The sequence below is a fragment of the Nocardioides sp. Arc9.136 genome, assembly GCF_030506255.1.
Taxonomy (GTDB): Bacteria; Actinomycetota; Actinomycetes; order Propionibacteriales; family Nocardioidaceae; genus Nocardioides.
Genome location: NZ_CP113431.1, coordinates 4,111,351 through 4,130,456, shown reverse-complemented (window position 1 = coordinate 4,130,456; position 19,106 = coordinate 4,111,351). Strand labels below are relative to the sequence as shown.

The window sequence follows — 19,106 nt, the reverse complement described above, 5'->3', positions numbered from 1 at the left end:
CGCGATGACCACCCTCCAGGAGATGCCTCCCGTGACCGACCGTCCCCCGACCGGCACGACGCCCCGCGGCTCGCGCCGGCGCGGCCGCTCCTTCGGCGGCGGCGGCCCGCTGGTCTACCTGCTGGCGCTGGCCGTGGTGGCGCTGACCGTGGGCCCGGTGCTGTACGGCGCGCTCGGCGGCTTCCGCAGCAACGAGCAGCTGATCCGCGACCCCGCCGGCCTGCCCGACCCGTGGGTCACCGAGAACTACGAGGGCGTCGTCACCAACCCCGACTTCTGGGGCTACGCGCTCAACTCGACCGTCATCGCGCTGATCACGACCGTGGTCGCGGTGCTGGCGGGCGTGATGGCGGCGTACCCCCTGGCCCGCTACCAGTTCAAGCTGCGCGAGCCGCTGTTCATGGTCTTCGTGCTCGGCCTGCTCTTCCCGGTGGCCGTGGCGATCATCCCGCTGTTCATCCTGATCACCCGCGACCTCCAGCTGGGCAACACCTGGTGGGGCGTGGCGCTGCCGCAGGCGGCGTTCGCCCTGCCGACGACCGTGGTGATCCTGCGGCCTTTCCTGATGGCGCTGCCGCGGGAGCTGGAGGAGGCGGCGTTCATCGACGGGGCCACGCCGATCGGCGTCTTCCGCCACATCGCGCTGCCGTTGACCGCTCCCGGCCTGGTGACGGTCGGCGTGCTGGCCTTCGTGGGCTCCTGGAACGCCTACCTGCTGCCACTCCTGCTGCTGCAGGACGACATGCGGACGCTGCCCCTGGGTGTGGCCGACTACTCGACGCAGTACTCGGCCGACACCGCCGGCGTCCTGGCGTTCACCACGATCGCCATGATCCCCGCGCTGGTGCTGTTCCTGGCGATGCAGGGCCGGATCGTGAGCGGCCTGCAGGGCGCGGTGAAGGGATGAGGGACTCCGAGGTGGACCTGGACCAGCAGACCGGACCCGAGGTGCCCGACCCGGGCCGGGAGCCCGGCCGGGAGACCGGGTCGCCCGTCGGCCGGGTCACCATGCAGCAGGTGGCTGCGGAGGCCGGGGTCTCGGTCTCGACGGTCTCCAAGGTGCTCAACGGCCGGTACGGCGTCTCCCCGGCGACCTCCGAGCACGTCATGGGCGTGATCACCCGGCTCGGCTACGAGGCCAGCCTGGTCGCGCGGAGCCTGCGCAACCGGCGCACCAACGTCATCGGCGTGCTCGTCGCGGACTTCGAACCGTTCAGCACCGAGGTGCTCAAGGGTGCCGCGGACGCGATCCGCGGCTCGGGCTTCGAGCTGGTCGCCTACTCAGCCGGCGGCCGGGTCGACGAGCACGTCGGCTGGGAGCGGCGCTACCTCTCCCGGGTCATGGGCACCCTGGTCGACGGCGCGGTGCTGGTCACCCCGACCGTCACCGACGTGCAGTACGACGGGCCGGTCGTCGCGGTGGACCCGCACACCGGGCGGTCGCGGCTGCCCACCGTCGCGGGCGACAACCTCCAGGGCGCACGGCTCGGCGTCGACCACCTGATCGGGCTGGGGCACACCCGCATCGGCATGGTCACCGGCCGGCCCGACCTGGTCTCGGCGCAGCTGCGCGAGCGCGGCTACCGCGAGGCGCACGCGGCCGCCGGGCTGACGGTCGACGAGGACCTGCTCGCCCCCGGCGCCTTCGAGGCCGAGCAGGCGCGGGTGGCCGCCCGGCAGCTGCTGGCCCTGCCCGAGCCGCCGACGGCGATCTTCGGCGCCAACGACCTCTCGGCGATCTCGGTCCTCGAGGTCGCCGCCGAGCGCGGGCTCGACGTCCCCGGCGACCTGTCGGTGATCGGCTTCGACAACGTCCCGGAGTCCGCCCTGGCGCACCCGGCGCTGACCACCGTCGAGCAGCCGATCCGCCGGATGGGCCACGACGCCGTCGCACTCCTGCTCGCCCTGCTCGACGGCGACGCGGTCGCCGACACCCAGCTCACCCTCCCCACCACGCTCGTCCAGCGCCGCTCGACCGCCCCCCGGTCGTCGAGCGCGGCGCGGACCGGCCGACACGCGAACGGAGCGGTCTCGTGACCGACCCCTGGCAGGACACCTCCCTCCCCGTCGACACCCGCGTCGCGGACCTCGTCGCCCGGATGACCCTGGCCGAGAAGGTCGCCCAGCTCTCCGGCATCTGGGGGGTCGACCCCGACGTGGGCGACATGGCTCCGATGCTGCGCGACGCGCTCGCCGCCGGGCAGCGCTTCGAGGACCTCGTCCGCGACGGGCTGGGCCAGCTGACCCGGCCCTTCGGCACCGACCCGGTGGAGCCGGCCGCCGGCCTCCGCTCGCTGGCCGAGCGGCAGCGGCAGGTGGTCGCGGCGAACCGGTTCGGCATCCCGGCCCAGGTGCACGAGGAGTGCCTCACCGGGCTCGCCGCCTGGCAGGCCACGGTCTACCCCAACCCGCTGTGCTGGGCGGCCACCTTCGACCCCGCGCTCGTCGAGCGGATGGGTGCGCGGATCGGGACCACGCTGCGCGGGCTCGGCGTGCACCAGGGCCTCGCGCCCGTGCTCGACGTCGTCCGCGACCTGCGCTGGGGCCGGGTCGAGGAGACGATGGGCGAGGACCCGTACCTCGTCGGCTCCATCGGCAGCGCCTACGTCCGCGGCCTGGAGAGCACCGGCGTCGTGGCCACGCTCAAGCACTTCGCCGGCTACTCCGCCTCCCGCGCCGCGCGGAACCTCGCGCCGGTGCCGCTGGGGCCGCGCGAGCTGGCCGACGTGATCCTGCCGCCGTTCGAGATGGCGCTGCGCGCCGGCGCCCGCTCGGTGATGAACTCCTACACCGACACCGACGGCGTCCCCGCCGCCGCCGACCCGGCGCTGCTCACCACGCTGCTGCGCGAGACCTACGGCTTCACCGGCACCGTCGTCGCCGACTACTTCTCCATCGCCTTCCTGGAGTCCCTGCACCACGTCGCCGAGGACGTCGAGCAGGCCGCGCGGCTCGCGCTCGAGGCCGGCATCGACGTCGAGCTGCCCTCGACCAACGCGTACGGCGAGCCGCTGCTCGCCGCCGTCGCCGCCGGGCTGATCGACGAGAAGCTCGTCGACCGCGCGCTGGTCCGGGTGCTGCGCCAGAAGTGCGAGGTCGGCCTGCTCGATCCCGGCTGGGCGCCGGTCGAGCCCGGTCCGGACGCGGTGGACCTCGACCCGCCGGAGGCGCGGGCGATCGCGCTGGAGGTCGCCCGCCGCTCGGTGGTCCTGCTCGCCGACGACGGCGGGGCGCTGCCGCTGGCGGCCGGCGCGCGGCTCGCGGTCGTCGGCCCCCGCGCCGACACCCCCGAGGCGATGCTCGGCTGCTACTCCTTCCCGATGCACGTGCTGGTCCACCACCCCGGCACCGAGCCGGGACTGGAGATCAGGACGGTCCGGGAGGCGCTCGCCGAGACCTTCGACGTCACCTCGGCCCTCGGCTGCCCGGTGCTCGGCGGGTCCGACGCCGACATCGCCGAGGCCGTGGCGGTCGCGACCGACGCGGACGTGTGCGTGGTCGTGCTCGGCGACCGGGCCGGGCTGTTCGGCAACGGCACCTCCGGCGAGGGCTGCGACGTCGCCGACCTGACGCTGCCCGGCCGGCAGGAGGAGCTGCTCGAGGCGCTGCTCGCCACCGGAACACCGGTCGTCGCGGTGCTCCTGGTAGGTCGCCCCTACGACCTCACCCGGCAGGTCGGCCGGCTCGCCGCGCTGGTGTGCGGGTTCTTCCCCGGCGAGGAGGGCGCGCAGGCCGTCGCCGACGTCCTCGCGGGCCGGGTCGCACCGACCGGCCGGCTCCCGGTCTCCTTCCCGGGCCCCGGCTCGACCCAGCCGGCGACGTACCTCTCCTCGGCGCTGGGGCAGCGCAGCGAGGTCAGCGTCGTCGACCCCACGCCGCTGTTCCCCTTCGGCCACGGCCTGTCCTGGGCGGCGGCGACGTGGGAGGAGGCGTCCTCGGCGACCGGTGCGGAGTGGCCGACCGACGGGACCTGCGAGCTGGTGGTGCCGCTGGTCGGCGACGCCGAGCGGGCGACGACCGAGGTGGTGCAGGTCTACCTCCACGACCGGACGTCCTCGGTGGTGCGACCGGTCCAGCAGCTGGTCGCGGCCGCGCGGGTCGACCTGGCGGCGGGCGAGCGGGTGGAGGTGCGGTTCGCGCTGCACGCCGACCTGACGTCGTTCACCGGCCGGGACCTGGTCCGGCTCGTCGAGCCGGGGGCGGTCGAGCTGCGCGTCGGTGCCTCCAGCGGGGACGTCCGCTCGGTGGTCGACCTCCGGCTGACCGGGTCGGTGCGCGAGGTCGGCGCCGACCGGGTGCTCGAGCCGACCGTCACCGTCGTCCGCGGCTGACCGGCCCGGGCGACCGACGGGAGAGCGGTGGAGACCGATTGGCCGCTGGAGCAGCTCGAGGCCTACCGCCCCGAGCTGCCCGAGCCGGCCGGCCTCGACGCGTTCTGGGCCGAGACGCTCGCCCCGCAGCTCGCCCGCGGTCCTCGCTCGAGCCTCCAGCCGGTCGACTCGGGGCTCGTCGCCGTCGAGTCGTGGGCCGTGGTGCTGCACGGGTACGACGACCACCCCGTGCACGCCTGGCTGCACCTGCCGGCGGCGCCGCTGCGGGACGGGCGCCCGCTGGCGGGCGTGGTGCAGCTCCAGGGCTACAACGGCGGCCGCGGGCTCGCCCACGAGCACGTGCTGTGGGCGCTCGCCGGCTACGCCCACCTCGTCGTCGACACCCGCGGCCAGGGCAGCGGCTGGAGCGTCGGGGCGACCGGGGACCCGGCGGGCTCGGGCGCCGCCCAGCCGGGGTTCCTGACGCGGGGGATCGAGGACCCGCGCACCTGCTACTACCGCCGGGCGTACGCCGACGCCGTGGCCGCCCTCGACGTGCTGCGGGCCCACCCGCTCGTCGACGCCGACCGGGTCGGCGTGGCCGGTGCCAGCCAGGGCGGCGCCCTCGCCACGGCCGTGGCCGCACTCGCGCCGGACCGGGTGGCGGCGGCGCTCGTGGACGTGCCGTTCCTCGCCGACGTGCGCCGGGCCGTGGCCGTCGCGCAGACCGACCCCTACCTGGAGCTGGTGCGCTACCTCGCCGCCCACCGCGACCGCGTCGAGCAGTCCTTCGCGACCCTGGCCCACGTCGACGCCGCGGTGCTGGCCCGCCGGGCCACCGCGCCGGCCCTGCTCTCGGTGGCGCTGAGGGACCGCACCTGCCCGCCCTCGACCGTGTTCGCGGCGTACCGCTCCTGGGCCGGGCCGGCGGAGCTCGAGGTCTACCCGTTCAACGACCACGACGGCGGTGGGGCGTTCCACGTCCAGCGGCAGGTGGCGTGGCTGCGCTCGACGCTGGGGGCCAGACTGGGCTCGTGAGGCAGAGCAGATGAGGTTCACCGAGCACGAGCTGACCGCCGCGCTGACCGGGGCCGCCAAGACGGTCTTCGCCGCTCAGGACAAGGACGTGCGGCGCGGCCGGCGCGACGTCGACGAGGCGTGGAAGGCGCTGACCACCGTGCAGCGGTTCCACCTGCTCGACGCGCTCGGTGACCAGGTGTTGCCGGTGCTCGTGGCCCTGCCCGACGTCACCGTCGAACCGGGCACCCGCCCGACGTACAGCGACGCCGAGGTCACCCGGGTCGTCGAGGAGAAGCTCGGTGACTCCGTCGGTCGCGTCCGCCGCGCCCTCGTGGTCAAGGGCCGGGTCGCCCTGGTGCAGGCGGCGCTCGCTGCGCTGCCGCCACGCCAGGACCCCGACGCGCTCGTCGTCCCCGACCACCTGTGACCGGTCCGGGACCCGCCCGACGGGGCGGGTCCCGGAGCCGCTCAGGACCTGCCGGCCGGGTGCGCCTCGCTGCGCGCGGCGACCACGCACACGACGGCGGCGAGGAGCAGCAGCGCGACGTTCGTGACGAGCGCGGCGGCGAAGGCGTCCTCGGGGGTGGCGCCGCCGGCCAGCTGGTGGCTGAAGACCACGCCCAGGATGGCCGGGCCGAGGGCGCCGCCGTACTGGCGCAGCACCGTGTTGGTCGCGGCGGCCATGCCGGCCATCCGCATCGGCACGGAGTTGATCGCGGCGGTCGTCACCGCGGTCATCATCGTGGTGTTGCCGAGGCCGAAGACGGCCAGGCGCCAGCCGAGGTCCCACACGCCGGTCCCGGCGGTGATGGAGGTCAGCGACCAGAGGCCGATGGCGCTCGCGACCAGGCCGAGGGACAGGACGTGCATCGCCTTGAGCCGCTGCATGAGCCTGGCCGCCAGCGGCCCGACCGCGACGCCGAGCCCGGTGGCGAAGAGCAGCCGCAGGGCGATGTCGAGCGCCCCGAGTCCCTGGACGAAGCCGAGGAACAGGCTCAGCAGGAACATGCCGCCGACGATCGAGAACATCGCGATGACGCCTGCGAAGCCCGACGCGGAGAACGACGGCGACCGGAAGATCCCCAGGTCCATGAGGGGTGCGTCGGTGCACCGCTCGATGAGCAGGAACGCCACGAGCGCGGCGGCGCCGACGACCAGCCCGAGGAGGGCCTGCCAGGAGGTCCAGCCCTTCTCGCCGCCCTCGATGATGCCGAAGATGGAGAAGGCGATCGCGACGGTGGCGGTCAGCTGTCCCGACCAGTCCAGGCGACGGCCCTCGACGGTCGCCGACTCCGGCAGCAGCCGCAGGGCGACGAGGACCGCGACGACGGCGAGCGCGGTGGACGGGGCGTAGATCCAGTGCCACGGCCCCACCTCGAGCACGGTGCCGGAGAAGATCGGGCCGAGCGCGAGGCCGGCCATCAGGCCCATCGACCAGAACCCGATGAACTTGCCGCGGGCGCGGAAGTCCGGCACCGCCTGGGCGATGAGCGCCAGCGTGGTGGGGATGAGCAGGCCGGCCCCGAGCCCGGCGACGGCCTGGCCGGTCCACAGGACGGTCAGCGCGTGGTCGTCGAGGAGGGCGGAGCCCAGCCCGGCGGTCAGCCCGCCCAGGACCGTGAGGCACATGCCGGCCAGGTACACGCGGCGTCGCCCGTGGATGTCGCCGAAGACGCCGGCCGAGAGCACCGCGGCCGCCATCGGGATGACGTAGGCGTCGGAGACCCACTGCAGGCCGGAGGTGGAGGCGCCGGTGTCGGTGCCGATGGTGGTGAGCGAGACGCTGACGGCCGTGATCGGCACGTAGGTCACGAAGATGCCGAGGATCGCCAGTGCGATGGTGGCCCTGGCGTGGTCCGGGTGTCCCGCAGGCGCGGGTGCGCGCCGGCCGGCGGCGGTGGTGGTGGGTGACGACATCGGTGGAGAGAGCCCTTCGGTTTGGTTGAGGGCTACAGTAGTCGCAGTGTTGAACTAATTTTGCAGTGTTGGATCGCTTCCCAGGGGGAGGGACGCCGTGGCCAGTGAGCACCGGGACCGTGTCGACTCGATCCTGGACTTCGTCCGGGACGCCGGCGGCGACGTGGCGGCCAAGGAGGTGCACATCCGGCTGCGTCGGCTGGCGCACCACCTCGACACCGAGGCGCGCCGGCGGCTAGCGCCGCAGGGCATGGAGTTCTGGGAGCTGCCGCTGCTCTCCAGCCTGGTGCGCTCCGAGGGCCCGCTCAGCGTCGGTGTCCTCCAGGACCTGGCCCAGGTGACCCCGGGCGCGATCACGCACCGGATCGCCAAGCTGGAGGAGAACGGCGCCGTCCGCCGTGCCTTCGACACCCGCGACCGGCGCCAGGTCAACGTCGAGCTCACCGATGCGGGCCGCGCCCGCTTCCAGCAGCTGGTCGAGGCGGTGGGCGCGGTCGAGCGCGAACTCTTCGCCGACGTCGACCCGGACCTGATGACGCGCCTGGCCCGGGACCTGCGGCTGTTCATGCTCGCCACCGAGGGTCCCGACCCCGCGCCCACCCGGCGCGGGGAGGGCTAGCAGTCGGCCGCCGACCTCACGCCTGCGGGTCGCCCGGCGGGTGCTCGCCGAGGCAGAACAGGTTGCCCTCCGGGTCCGCCAAGGTCGTCCACCGGACCCACGGGACCTCGTCGAGGACGTCCCACCGGTGCTCGGCCCCGGCAGCCACCAGCCGCTCCACCTCCGCCTCGCGGCTGCCCCAGGGGACCGTGAGGTCGAGGTGGAGGGTGCTGCCGGACTCGTCGGTGCGCTGCATGAACATCATCCCGAAGCCGCCGGCCGTCGGCGGCAGGATCACCAGCCCGGGCGTCGGGGACGTCGACGGTGCGCCGAGCACCGTGGACCAGAAGGCGGCGAGGCCCTCGGGGTCGTGGGCGGCGACGTTGACGGCGCCGAGGCTGACGGTTGCGGCGGGTGCGTCCTGCGGTGTGGTCTCCATGTCCGCACGCTAGGCGCCACCACCGACGGCCGACAGGGGCCCGGGAGCCTCCGCCTACCCGAGCGCGGCGGTGACGAGCGCCTGCGCCTCCTCCTGGACGAGCGCGAGGTGCTCGGGGCCGCGGAACGACTCGGCGTACACCTTGTAGACGTCCTCGGTGCCCGACGGCCGGGCCGCGAACCACGCCGACTCCGTGGTCACCTTCAGCCCGCCGATCGCGGCGCCGTTGCCGGGCGCCTCGGTGAGGGTCGCGGTGATCGGCTCGCCGGCGAGCTCGGTGGCCGTGACGTCGTCCGCGGACAGCCTCGACAGGGCCGCCTTCTGCTCGCGCGTGGCCGGGGCGTCGATGCGGGCGTACGCCGGCTCGCCGTGCGCGGCGACCAGGTCGGCGTAGTGCTCGGAGGGCGAGCGGCCGGTGCGCGCGACGATCTCGGAGGCGAGCAGGGCGAGGATGATGCCGTCCTTGTCGGTGGTCCAGGCGCTGCCGTCCGTCCGCAGGAACGACGCGCCGGCCGACTCCTCGCCGCCGAAGCCGAACGACCCGTCGACGAGCCCCGGCACGAACCACTTGAACCCGACCGGCACCTCCACCATCGGCCGGCCGAGCGAGGCCGCGACCCGGTCGATCATCGAGGAGGAGACGAGCGTCTTGCCGATCCGCGCGCCGGCGGGCCAGTCCGGCCGGGCGCCGCCGAAGAGGTGCCCGATGGCGACGGCGAGGAAGTGGTTGGGGTTCATCAGCCCGGCGTCGGGCGTGACGATCCCGTGCCGGTCGGCGTCGGCGTCGTTGCCGGTCGCCACGTCGTAGTCCGCGCGCCGCTCGATCAGCGAGGCCATCGCGTGGGGGGAGGAGCAGTCCATCCGGATCTTGCCGTCCCAGTCCAGCGTCATGAACCGCCAGGTCGGGTCCACGAGCGGGTTCACGACGGTCAGGTCGAGGCCGTGCCGGTCGGCGATCTCGCCCCAGTACGCCACGGACGCGCCGCCCAGCGGGTCCGCGCCGATCCGCACCCCGGCCTGGCGGATCGCCGCGACGTCCACCACGGAGGGCAGGTCGTCGACGTAGGAGCCGAGGAAGTCGTAGGAGCCGGCGTCGGCGCGGGCGCGCGCGAACGGCACGCGTCGTACGTCGCCCAGGCCGCCGGCGATCAGCTCGTTGGCGCGGGCGGCGATCGCGGTCGTCGCGTCGCTGCCCGCCGGGCCGCCGTGGGGCGGGTTGTACTTGAATCCGCCGTCGGTGGGCGGGTTGTGCGAGGGGGTGACGACGATGCCGTCGGCGAGCCCGGCGCCGGTGGTGCGACCGCCGTTGGCGCGCAGGATCGCGTGGGAGACCGCGGGCGTGGGGGTGTAGCCGTCGCGGGAGTCGACCAGCACGGTCACGTCGTTGGCGACCAGCACCTCGAGCGCCGAGGCCCAGGCCGGCTCCGACAGCGCGTGGGTGTCCCGGCCGAGGAACAGCGGGCCGTCGTACCCCTGCTCGCGCCGGTGGTCGCAGATCGCCTGGGTGGTCGCGACGATGTGGGTCTCGTTGAACGACGTCGACAGCGACGTGCCGCGGTGCCCGCTGGTGCCGAAGGCGACCTGCTGGGCGACGTCCTCGGGATCGGGCACGCCGGTGTAGTAGGCGGTGACGAGGTGCGCCACGTCGACGAGGTCCCGGGGTTCCGCGGGCTGTCCCGCGCGCTGGTCGGCCACGTGGTGATCATTGCCCACCCGGGCGGCCCGGCAACCGGCCGGTCGTCGTGGACGGCCCCGGAAACAGGTCACGACCGCCGGAGTTCCTCGCACGTGGGGGGACGACGAGGGGGCACCAGCGGCCGTGACGAGGACAATCTAGCGGTACGGCGCGCGGTCGGCCACCACCGGGCCGGTGCTTCGCTGCTCCCTAGGATCGGGCCCCATGACCGTGACCTGCACCGTCGAGGACGGCATCGCCCAGGTCCGCCTGGCGCGGCCGGAGAAGCTCAACGCGCTGACCCTGCCGATCCTGGCCGAGCTGGCCGCGACCGCGCACCGCCTGCGCCGCGACCGCGGCCTGCGCGCGGTGGTGCTCGCCGGGGAGGGCGACGCGTTCTGCGCGGGACTGGACTTCGCGGACGTGCTGCGGAAGCCGGCGGCCATCGTCCCGGCGTTCCTCCCCGTGCCGTGGCGCGGCACCAACACCTTCCAGGAGGCCTGCTGGGCGTGGCGGCGCCTGCCGGTCCCGGTCGTCGCCGCCGTGCACGGCCACTGCCTGGGCGGCGGGCTGCAGATCGCCCTGGCCGCCGACGTCCGGGTGGCCTCGCCGGACTCGCGCTGGTCGGTGCTCGAGGGCAAGTGGGGGATCGTCCCCGACATGACCGGCATCCGGTCGCTGACCGAGCTGGTCGGTCCCGACCGGGCCAAGCTGCTGACGATGACCGCCGACGTCATGACCGGCGAGGAGGCCCGCGACCTCGGGCTGGTCACCGAGCTGGCGCCTGACCCGGTCGAGGCGGCCACCGCGCTGGCCCGCCGGCTCGCGACCCGCTCGCCGGACCAGCTCGCGGCGGCCAAGCGGCTGGTCGAGGGGGCGACCACCCGCAGCGCACGCCGCACCTTCGCCCTCGAGCGGCTCGAGCAGGCCCAGCTGCTCCTCCTCGCCAACACCGCCAAGGCCCGCAAGGCGGCGTTCGGCGGCGCGGCGGCGACGTTCGGCCCCCGCACGCGTCGCTGACGGCCTACCCTCGGCCACCGTGGCGTCCGGCAGGTTCAGGTTCCAGCGCTCGTCGGCGCTGGCCGGCGTCGCGCTGCTGACCTGGGCGCTCGGCCCCCTGGTGCTCGTCGCGGCCCTCGGCGCGCTGGCGTCCGGGCGCGTCCGGTCGTGGCTGCGCCCGACGTGGCGCGTGGTCGCCGGCTGGGCGGCCGCCGTGCTGGTCCTCGTCGGCGTGGTGGTCGTCGTGCCCGACGGCTGGCTCCCCGTGCCGCCCGGACCCGGCGCACTGGTGACCCCCGGCTACACCGGCCGGCCGTTCACGCCCCAGCCCCTCGAGCTCGACGTCCCGCAGAACCCCTTCCTCGCCCCCAACGGCGTCAGCTCGATGCACCACGACGCCTGGGCCACCGACGCCACCGTCCACCCCGGCCCGCTCGGGGAGTCACCGCGCGTCGACACCGCGTGGTACGGCCTCGAGGAGTGCGCCACGCTCGCCTTCGACCGCCACGAGCGGCTCGTCGCGCTCTGCGGCGACCTCCAGGGGCCGCGCCTGCACGTGATCGACCCCGACTCGCTGCGGCCGCTGGTCACCAAGGACCTCCCCGACCGGCCCGACGTCGAGGGCACGCGGCCGTGGGAGAACCTCTGCGCCGGCGCCTACTTCTACCTCGACGCCGACGACCGCGCCGTCGTCGCCACGACGGACCGCCGCGTCCTGGTCGTCGCCACCTCCGACGCCGACGGCGACCCCGACCTGACCACGGACGCGACGTACGACCTCTCCGCGGCGGTCCCGGCCGACGACTGCCTGGTCGCGGTGCTGCCCGACTGGGCCGGCCGGATCTGGTTCGTCACCCAGGACGGACGCACCGGGTTCGTCGAGCCCGGCTCCGGTGACGTCAGCGCGATCGAGCTCGGCGAAGAGGTCGCGAACTCCTTCGCCACCGACACCGACGGCGCGGTGTACGTCGTCACGACCCACGCGCTGCACCGGCTCGAGGTGTCGCCGGCGGGCCGTCCGCGGGTGCGGTGGCGTGCGCCGTACGACCGCGGCTCGACGCAGAAGCCCGGCCAGGTCTCCCGGGGCAGCGGCACCACGCCGACCCTGCTGTCCGGGGGCGTCGTCGCGATCACCGACAACGCGAGCCCCCGCATGCACGTGCAGCTCTACGACACCCGCGACGGGTCGCTCGTCTGCCAGGAGTCGGTCTTCGACGACGACGCGAGCGCCACCGACAACTCGCTGGTCTCCGTCGGCAGCGGGGTGGTGGTGGAGAACAACCACGGCTACTCCGGTCCGTGGCGCACCATGCTCGGCCGCACCACCCCGGGCGGCTTCGCCCGCGTCGACCTGGTCACTGGCAAGGACGGCGAGCGCACCTGCGAGACGGTGTGGACCTCCGAGGTCAGCGCGCCGACCTCGGTCGCGAAGCTGTCGCTGGCCACCGGGCTGCTCTACGCCTACGAGAAGCAGAAGAACTGGTGGGGCGCGAACGCCTGGTACCTCGTCGCGATCGACGTCCGGACCGGCCGCACGGCCTACCGCGTCCGCACCGGGCTGGGCACCCTGATGAACAACCACTACTCGGCCGTCACCCTCGGCCCCGACGGCGCGGCGTACGTCGCCACGCTGGCCGGCATGGTGCGCGTCCGCGACCGCGCGGACTAGTCGCGCCCCGGCTCCGGCTGCCCCGGCTGCCCCGGCTGCTCCGGCTGCTCCGGCTGCTCCGGCTGCTCCGCCTCCTGGTCGCGCTTGCGGCGGCGGTTGACCTCGCCGCGGGCGAGCAGGAAGGCCAGCGCGACGGGCCAGACGTAGCCGAGCACGTCGACCACCCGCTCCACCCACCCCGGCAGGTCGGGCAGGTCGGGCAGGGGGATGCTCGGCAGGTCCGGCCGGGGGACGTCGGGCCAGGGGATGCTCGGGAGGTCGGGCAGGTCCGGCCAGGGGATGCTCGGCAGCGGCAGGTCGACGTCGGGCAGGAAGCGGGACAGCAGGCTCAGCAGGAGCGGCACGGCGATCACCGCGATCGCGACGCCGGCGCGGGTGGCGGCGTACCGGTTGGGGTGGGCGAGCAGCCGCTCCTCGTGGTGCGCTGCGGGGGATTCCGCCTCGGGCACCAGGTCCGTGCCGCCGACGCCGGTGATCGCGCCGACCTGGTCGGCGTGCAGGCTGGCGCGGCGCGGGGCGCCGAGGGCGCTGAACCGGACCTTCACCGCGCCGAGGGCCGGGTCGTCGTCGGCCTGCAGCTCGGGGGCGTCCTCGAGGGTGCGCTTCTCGGCGACGAGCGCGCCGTCGACGTACCACCGCAGGTGCCGGCGGACCGACCCCTCCGCCTCCACCCGGTGGTGGCGGCCGTCGACCGTGCGCTCCCAGACCTGCATGCCCCGACGCTAGGCGGGCCGCGACCCGCGCACATCGGACCCCGGTCGGGTGCCCCCAGACCTTGGTCTAGGGATCAGGGGTAGGCGACGCCGGTGACGTCCTCGCTGATCTCCCACAGGCGCCGCTGGGCGACCTCGTCGTGGGAGAGCCGGTTGCTGGCGACGACGCGGGGCGGACCCGACATCTCCTGCAGCCCGCCCGGGCCGCAGTACGTCGCGCCGGGCAGGTCCGCGGTCGCCGCCATCAGCGTCGGCTCCGCGCCGGCCGCGGCGGACTGGGAGACCGCGCGGACCGCGGCGTCGAGGATCGAGGCGACGCCGCCGGCGGAGCGGCCGTACTGGCCGTTGGCCGCCAGGTGCGTGCCCGCGAAGCCCGGGTGCGCGGCCAGCGCCTTCACCGGCAGCTCCGCGCGGCGCAGCCGGCGGTCGAGCTCGTAGGTGAAGAGCAGGTTGGCCAGCTTGGTCTGCCCGTACGTCGGCCAGCGGGAGTACCGGCCCTGCTGGACCCGCGGGTCGCCGAGCGGAGCGCTCCGGGCGTAGCGGTGGAACTGCGAGCTGACCGCGACGACGCGGCCGTCCCTGCTCGCCACCAGCTGGGGCAGCAGCAGGCCGGTCAGCAGGAACGGGCCGAAGTGGTTGGTCGCCATCTGCAGCTCGAGCCCGTCGCCGGTCCGGGAGTACGGCGTGCCCATCACGCCGGCGTTGTTGACCAGCAGGTCGATCGGGCCGAGACCCGCGGCCTCGGCCGCCCCGCGGCGTACCGACCCCAGGTCGGCGAGGTCGACCACGAGCTTCACGAGCTCGGCGTGCGGGACCTCCCCGTGGATCGCCTGCTCGGTCGCGTCGAGCTTGGCCTGGGTCCGGCCGGCGAGGACGACCCGCGCGCCGCGGCGGGCGAGCTCGAGCGCGGTGTGGTGGCCGAGGCCACCGACGCTCGTGCCGGTGACCAGCGCCGTCCGCCCGGCCTGGTCGGGGATGTCGGCGAGGGTCCAGGTGTCGGTGCCCGGCGCGGTCACGGGGTGGTCGCCATCCGTGCGAGGACCTGCTCGCCGAGCGCCCGGTCGCCCTCGACGACCACCGCCTCGGCGGCCGCCGGGCGACGACCGCCGACGAGCAGCAGGAACGTCTCCCGGTCGGTCCGCAGGGTCACGGTCGGCTCGGCGGGGACCGTGTCGAGCCGGCGGCCGCGGCCCTGCTCGTCGACGCCGAACGCCTGCGGTGCGCTGCCCTCGACGTCCATGAGGAGCGTCGTGCCGGCGGGCGCGCCGACCCGCTTGGCCAGCACGAACCCCATGCTCTCCAGCAGGTAGTCGGCGGTGTGCTGCGCCGCCGGGCTGTCCATGCCGCCGGGTCGGTCGACCGCACGGCGCACGTCCTGCTCGTGCATCCACACGTCCAGCGGCCGGTTGCGCAGCAGCGTCTCCCAGCTCCACGGCACTCCGGCGAAGACCCGCTCGGGCTTGGCGGTGGCGTCGGTCGGCGGGTCGGCCAGCAGCGCGGTGTGGCGGGCGGTGGCCGCCTCGCGGATCTCCATGATCAGCTCGTCGGGGGAGGCGGTACGCCGGTTGGCCGGGCCGATCTCGGTGTAGAGGCCCATCATCCCGGTCACGTGCGCCGGCTCGCCGACCTCGGCGTGCTCCTCGACGCCCGTCGCCAGCACCTTCTCCAGGTGCGCGACGTGCGCGACGACCGCCCGGACGTCCCACCCGGCGAGGTCGGTCGGCCGCGACCAGTCCTCCTCGGGCAGCTTCTCCAGCAGCCCGGTGAAGTCGTCGACCGCACGCCACCAGACCTCGACGTACCCCGCCAGCCGTTCCTGATCGCTCACGCTGCGGAGCCTACTGATCCCCCGCGCGCGCCGCCGGTCGAGCAGCGGGCCGTCACCTGCTGGTCGAGCAGCGAGCGCGAGCGAGCGTCGTCGAGACCCGGGATCGTGCTGGTCGAGCAGCGAGCGCGAGCGAGCGTCGTCGAGACCCGGCGAGGTGCGCAGGGCGTCAGGTGGTCGCCGGGCCGCCGCTGGTCGAGCAGCGAGCGCGAGCGAGCGTCGTCGAGACCCGGCGAGGTGCGCAGGGCGTGGGGGTGGTCGTCGGGCCGGCGGGTGGTGCCAGGGCAGGTTTTTTCGAGTCGTGTGGTTGCGCGCCGCTGGGGTCGAGGTCTTGGGCGCGGCTGCTTGTCGGCTCACGGTCGGCGGGGGCGACCGCTGTGGTTGGGTGGCGGAGGGAGTCGCTCGGGTCGGCCTATGTCCTGCGGTGAAACGCGACCTTTCCTCCGGGCAGGTGGGTGGTCTCGTAGGCCGGGTCGTGGATGCGGGCGTGGTGTCGGGGGCAGAGGTTGCGGGCGTTGACCAGGTGGGTGGCGCCGCTGGTGGACCAGGGTTGGTCGTGGTGGGCGTGGCAGAGGTGGGCGGGCCAGTCGCAGCCGTCTGCGGTGCAGGTCGGTTGGGTGAGGTTCAGGGCCCGGCGTTGGGCTCCGGTGAAGAGCCGGGTGGTGCGGCCGAGGTCCAGCAGCTCCGAGCGAGTGCCGAGGACAGCGGGGACCAGGCCCGCCTCACAAGCCAGCCGTCGTGCCTGGGCGGCGGAGATGGTGGTGCCGTCGTCGAGGACACCCGGCGCGAGGCGGCCGAGGAGCGAGGCGATGTCCATCGTGATGACGACCGAGGCGTTGAGCCCGCCGAGCTTCGGGACCGAGGCGGTGGGGAGGCGTTCGAGGAGCTCGCAGAACGCGTCGCCCATCCGCTCCGGCGAAGGGCGTCGCTCGGCAGGTGCTTGAGCGTCAGCGTCCTGGGTGGCGGCTTGGTGCTTGGGTGCCGCGAACGCCAGCAGCGTCTTCTTCAGCATGGCGCCGTGCAGCTCGGGGATTTTGAACCTCCCGACCACCGACCCGCGCCCGTCGGGGCTCATCGTCAGCCACGCGGTCTCGCGGGCGAGCCGCTCCTCGGCCTCCAGGGCTCGGGCGTCGCGGGCCTCGCCGATCTCGGGTGCGACGACGGTGAGGACGTGCTTGGCCAGGACCCGCAGGGCCTTGGGGTCCCGGTGCCGTGCCTCGGCCAGCAGGTGCTGCTCGGCGCGGAGCGGGATGGTCGGGTCGTCGAGGTCGGTGGGGAGCTTGTCGAGGCACTCGGTGATCACCCGGGCGTGGTCCACCGACACATCACCCTCGGCGAGAGCGGTGGCCGTCGGGCTGTGACGGTCGAGGGACTCGGCCAGCCGCATGCGGTGCTTCGCGGCGGGTCGGGTCTGGTGGGTCTCGGTCGCCCACCAGGCGGCGGTGTCGGTGGCACCGACGCGTTCGCCGGCGTGACGGCGGTCGGCTTCCGCGGCTAGCCGCAGCTCTAGGGCCTCGACGCGGGCGCGGAGGCGGGCGGCCTCGAGGAGCGTGTCGGTGACGTCGTCGTCGGACATCGACCACAGGTGGACCTCGGCGGCTGACCGCATCTGCTTGCGGGACTTCGCGACAGCGCGGCACACCACGTGTGCGCTGCGTCGGGAGTCCTTGGCCATGGGTCTACTCAAGCACCGACCACCGACAGTCAGACGCGTGTTTCCCCAGGTCAGACCACATCGTGGACCACCACTTCAGGGAACTCGAGTGCCCGAGGCCCTGCGCACCTCACCGGGTCTCGACGACGCCTCGCTGGCGCTCGGCTGCTCGACCAGCGGCAGTCGGGAGACCGCCGCGACCACCAGCCCTACCTCCCGTAGCTGCCCCCACCGCAACCACCGATGACCAGGAAGCCTGAGGCGCGCACCCGAGGCCCTGCGCACCTCACTGGGTCTCGACGACGCCTCGCCAGGGCTCGGCTGCTCGACCAGCGGCAGTCGGGAGACCGCCGCGACCACCAGCCCTACCTCCCGTAGCTGCCCCCACCGCAACCACCGATGACCCGGAAGCCGGAGGCGATTGCCCGAGGCCCGAGCCCTGCGCCTCACCGGGTCTCGACGACGCCTCGCCGGGGCTCGGCTGCTCGACCAGCGGAGGCGGTCAGTCGCCGAAGCGGACGGCGAGGACGGCGACGTCGTCGGAGGCGGTGTCGGCGCCGAGGTCGGAGAGGACGTGGTCGAGGAAGGCCGGGACCGGCTCGGAGGCGTGCCGGGCGGCGGAGGCGGCGAGCCGGTCGAGGCCGAGGCGGAGGTCCTCGCCGCGGCGCTCGACGAGGCCGTCGGTGTAGAGCAGCAGCAGCGAGCCGGGTGCGACGTAGGAGCGGTGGTCGCCCCGGGGTGCGGACGGGGAGACGCCGAGCATCAGCTCGGGCAGCGGGCCCTGCAGCCAACGGGTCGTGCCGTCCGGTTCCACGACCAGCGGCGGCGGGTGGCCGGCGTTGGTCCAGCGCACGAGCCGGCGGCCGTCGGTGTCCTGCTCGATCCGGGCGTAGACGAGGGTCGCCATCGCGTCGACGTCGAGGTCGCGGACGGCGAGGTCGAGGCGGGTGACGTTCGCGGAGGGAGCGTCGTCGACGGCCCACGCGATGGCGCGGAGCATCGTGCGCAGCTGGCCCATGACGGCCGCGGCGGCGATGTCGTGCCCGACGACGTCGCCGATCATCAGGGCGGTGTTGCCGTCGGGCATCACCACCGCGTCGTACCAGTCGCCGCCCACCTGCTGCCGCTGCGCCGCCGGCCGGTACCGCGCGGCCAGCTCGAGGTCGTCGGGCTCCGGCAGCCGCGGCAGCATCGCGCTCTGCAGCGTCACCAGCGCCTCGGTGCGCTCCTGGTGCAGCCGACCGCGGACGACGCCCTGCGCGGCGTACGCCGACATCGCGCGGTACGTCGCCCGGTCGCCGTCGCTGAACTCCCGCGTCCGCGCCCAGACCAGCACGAGCGTGCCGATCTGCTGCCGGCGCACGACCAGCGGCAGGAACATCCGCGCCTCGCCCACCTGCGCGTCGGTGGCCAGGTGCGGCCAGCGCGCGTTCTGCTCCGCGACCGAGGTGAAGGAGACCGGTTCGCCCAGCCGGAGCGCGAGACCGACCGGGTTGGTGTCGTCGGTCGGCAGCGCCGCGTGCCGCGTGGCCGACTCCCAGGTCGACCCGCCGGTCGGCTCGACGTACTGCAGGAGCTCCACGGCGGCGTCACCCGGGTCGGACACGGTGAGCGGCAGGTCGGCGGTGACCGGGCGCGAGGAGCGGTGCAGCCAGAGGCCGCCGCGCAGGCAGTCGAGCTCGTCGAGGGAGACCCGCTCGACGGCGGCGGCGACCTCCGCGAGCGTCTGGGTCCGCGAGAGGCCCTCGCTGAGCGCGAGCAGCACGCGGCTGCGGTGCGCCAGCTCCTGCGCCTCGCGCTGCCCCTCGAGCGCCAGGTCCCGCAGCCGCCGCTGGGTCAGCTCGGCCGAGCAGGCCGCGGCGAGGTCGGCGAGGCTGTCGAGCTCGTCCTGCTGCCACAGGTGCGGCTGGTCGTCGATCGCGCACAGCGAGCCCACCACCGCGCCGGTGTGGTCGGTGATCGGCCACCCGGCGTACGCCACGACGCCCAGGTCGGGGATGGCGAGGTTGTCGCGCACCCGGTCGTCGAGCCGGGCGTCGGCGACGACGAGCGGGGCGGCGTCGGCGACGACGTACTGGCAGAAGGAGTGGGACAGCGGCGTCTCGCGCGTGGACTGGTACGGCGCCGGCAGCCCGACCGCTCCGGGGAACACCTGGCGGTCGGCCTCGACCAGCGAGACCAGCGCGACGGGGACCCGCAGCGCGCGCCGCACCATCCGGGCGTACCGGTCGAAGGACGTGTCGACGTCCGCCGAGCGCGTCGTGGTCATCCGGCCCCTCCCGCCGTC

At 74.6% G+C, this 19,106-nt stretch carries 16 protein-coding genes; 8 read left to right on the top strand and 8 right to left on the bottom strand.

Annotated elements, in window-relative coordinates; translation table 11 throughout:
- The first annotated feature begins 4 nt into the window (after positions 1-4).
- Genes OSR43_RS19935 through OSR43_RS19915 form a run of 5 tightly spaced genes read left to right on the top strand, consistent with a single transcriptional unit; the run spans position 5 to position 5,757 of the window.
- Positions 5-907: a carbohydrate ABC transporter permease gene (locus OSR43_RS19935; RefSeq protein ID WP_302268544.1), complete on the top strand. Its 903-nt coding sequence runs from the start codon at positions 5-7 to the stop codon at positions 905-907.
- A complete protein-coding gene (locus OSR43_RS19930; protein WP_302268543.1) occupies positions 904-2,037 on the top strand; it encodes a LacI family DNA-binding transcriptional regulator in 1,134 nt (377 codons plus the stop codon). The genes OSR43_RS19935 and OSR43_RS19930 overlap by 4 nt, the downstream gene beginning before the upstream one ends.
- Positions 2,034-4,331: a glycoside hydrolase family 3 N-terminal domain-containing protein gene (locus tag OSR43_RS19925; protein ID WP_302268542.1), complete on the top strand. Its 2,298-nt coding sequence runs from the start codon at positions 2,034-2,036 to the stop codon at positions 4,329-4,331. The genes OSR43_RS19930 and OSR43_RS19925 overlap by 4 nt, the downstream gene beginning before the upstream one ends.
- Positions 4,332-4,358: 27 nt before the next feature.
- Complete coding sequence (locus OSR43_RS19920) at positions 4,359-5,348, top strand: acetylxylan esterase (RefSeq protein WP_302268541.1); 990 nt, start codon at positions 4,359-4,361, stop codon at positions 5,346-5,348.
- 10 nt (positions 5,349-5,358) lie between these two features.
- Complete coding sequence (locus tag OSR43_RS19915) at positions 5,359-5,757, top strand: hypothetical protein (RefSeq protein WP_302268540.1); 399 nt, start codon at positions 5,359-5,361, stop codon at positions 5,755-5,757.
- Positions 5,758-5,798: 41 nt separating this feature from the next.
- On the opposite strand, the gene OSR43_RS19910 is transcribed toward OSR43_RS19915, so the two are convergent.
- The gene (locus OSR43_RS19910) at positions 5,799-7,247 is read right to left on the bottom strand and encodes an MFS transporter (RefSeq protein WP_302268539.1); all 1,449 of its coding nucleotides are present in this window, start codon (positions 7,245-7,247) and stop codon (positions 5,799-5,801) included.
- Positions 7,248-7,344: 97 nt separating this feature from the next.
- On the opposite strand from OSR43_RS19910, the gene OSR43_RS19905 reads away from it, so the two are divergent.
- Complete coding sequence (locus OSR43_RS19905) at positions 7,345-7,866, top strand: MarR family winged helix-turn-helix transcriptional regulator (RefSeq protein ID WP_302268538.1); 522 nt, start codon at positions 7,345-7,347, stop codon at positions 7,864-7,866.
- Positions 7,867-7,882: 16 nt separating this feature from the next.
- Here OSR43_RS19905 and OSR43_RS19900 read toward each other — a convergent pair whose 3' ends face one another.
- Both OSR43_RS19900 and pgm read right to left on the bottom strand, forming a co-directional pair.
- Positions 7,883-8,284 carry a VOC family protein gene (locus OSR43_RS19900; RefSeq protein WP_302268537.1) on the bottom strand — a complete coding sequence of 134 codons (402 nt, stop codon included), beginning with the start codon at positions 8,282-8,284 and terminating at the stop codon, positions 7,883-7,885.
- Between the two features lie 54 nt (positions 8,285-8,338).
- A complete protein-coding gene (pgm, locus tag OSR43_RS19895) occupies positions 8,339-9,979 on the bottom strand; it encodes a phosphoglucomutase (alpha-D-glucose-1,6-bisphosphate-dependent) (RefSeq protein WP_302268536.1) in 1,641 nt (546 codons plus the stop codon).
- A gap of 205 nt (positions 9,980-10,184) precedes the next feature.
- Between pgm and OSR43_RS19890 the strand changes: the two genes are divergently transcribed.
- Together OSR43_RS19890 and OSR43_RS19885 are read left to right on the top strand one after the other, a co-directional pair.
- On the top strand, positions 10,185-10,979 hold the full coding sequence (locus tag OSR43_RS19890) for a crotonase/enoyl-CoA hydratase family protein (protein WP_302268535.1): 795 nt from the start codon (positions 10,185-10,187) through the stop codon (positions 10,977-10,979).
- A gap of 19 nt (positions 10,980-10,998) precedes the next feature.
- Positions 10,999-12,627: a hypothetical protein gene (locus OSR43_RS19885; protein WP_302268534.1), complete on the top strand. Its 1,629-nt coding sequence runs from the start codon at positions 10,999-11,001 to the stop codon at positions 12,625-12,627.
- Here OSR43_RS19885 and OSR43_RS19880 read toward each other — a convergent pair.
- The 5 genes from OSR43_RS19880 to OSR43_RS19860 form a co-directional block, all read right to left on the bottom strand.
- Positions 12,624-13,340, bottom strand: coding sequence for a hypothetical protein (locus OSR43_RS19880; protein ID WP_302268532.1), 717 nt, complete (start codon positions 13,338-13,340; stop codon positions 12,624-12,626). The genes OSR43_RS19885 and OSR43_RS19880 overlap by 4 nt on opposite strands.
- A gap of 74 nt (positions 13,341-13,414) precedes the next feature.
- Complete coding sequence (locus OSR43_RS19875) at positions 13,415-14,356, bottom strand: oxidoreductase (protein ID WP_302268531.1); 942 nt, start codon at positions 14,354-14,356, stop codon at positions 13,415-13,417.
- On the bottom strand, positions 14,353-15,168 hold the full coding sequence (locus OSR43_RS19870) for a maleylpyruvate isomerase family mycothiol-dependent enzyme (RefSeq protein WP_302268530.1): 816 nt from the start codon (positions 15,166-15,168) through the stop codon (positions 14,353-14,355). Before OSR43_RS19870 ends, OSR43_RS19875 begins: the two co-directional genes overlap by 4 nt.
- 409 nt (positions 15,169-15,577) lie before the next feature.
- Positions 15,578-16,840 carry an HNH endonuclease signature motif containing protein gene (locus OSR43_RS19865; RefSeq protein WP_302268529.1) on the bottom strand — a complete coding sequence of 421 codons (1,263 nt, stop codon included), beginning with the start codon at positions 16,838-16,840 and terminating at the stop codon, positions 15,578-15,580.
- A gap of 481 nt (positions 16,841-17,321) precedes the next feature.
- Positions 17,322-19,088, bottom strand: a complete 1,767-nt coding sequence (locus OSR43_RS19860; protein WP_302268528.1) for a GAF domain-containing SpoIIE family protein phosphatase — start codon at positions 19,086-19,088, stop codon at positions 17,322-17,324.
- Between the last annotated feature and the right edge of the window lie 18 nt (positions 19,089-19,106).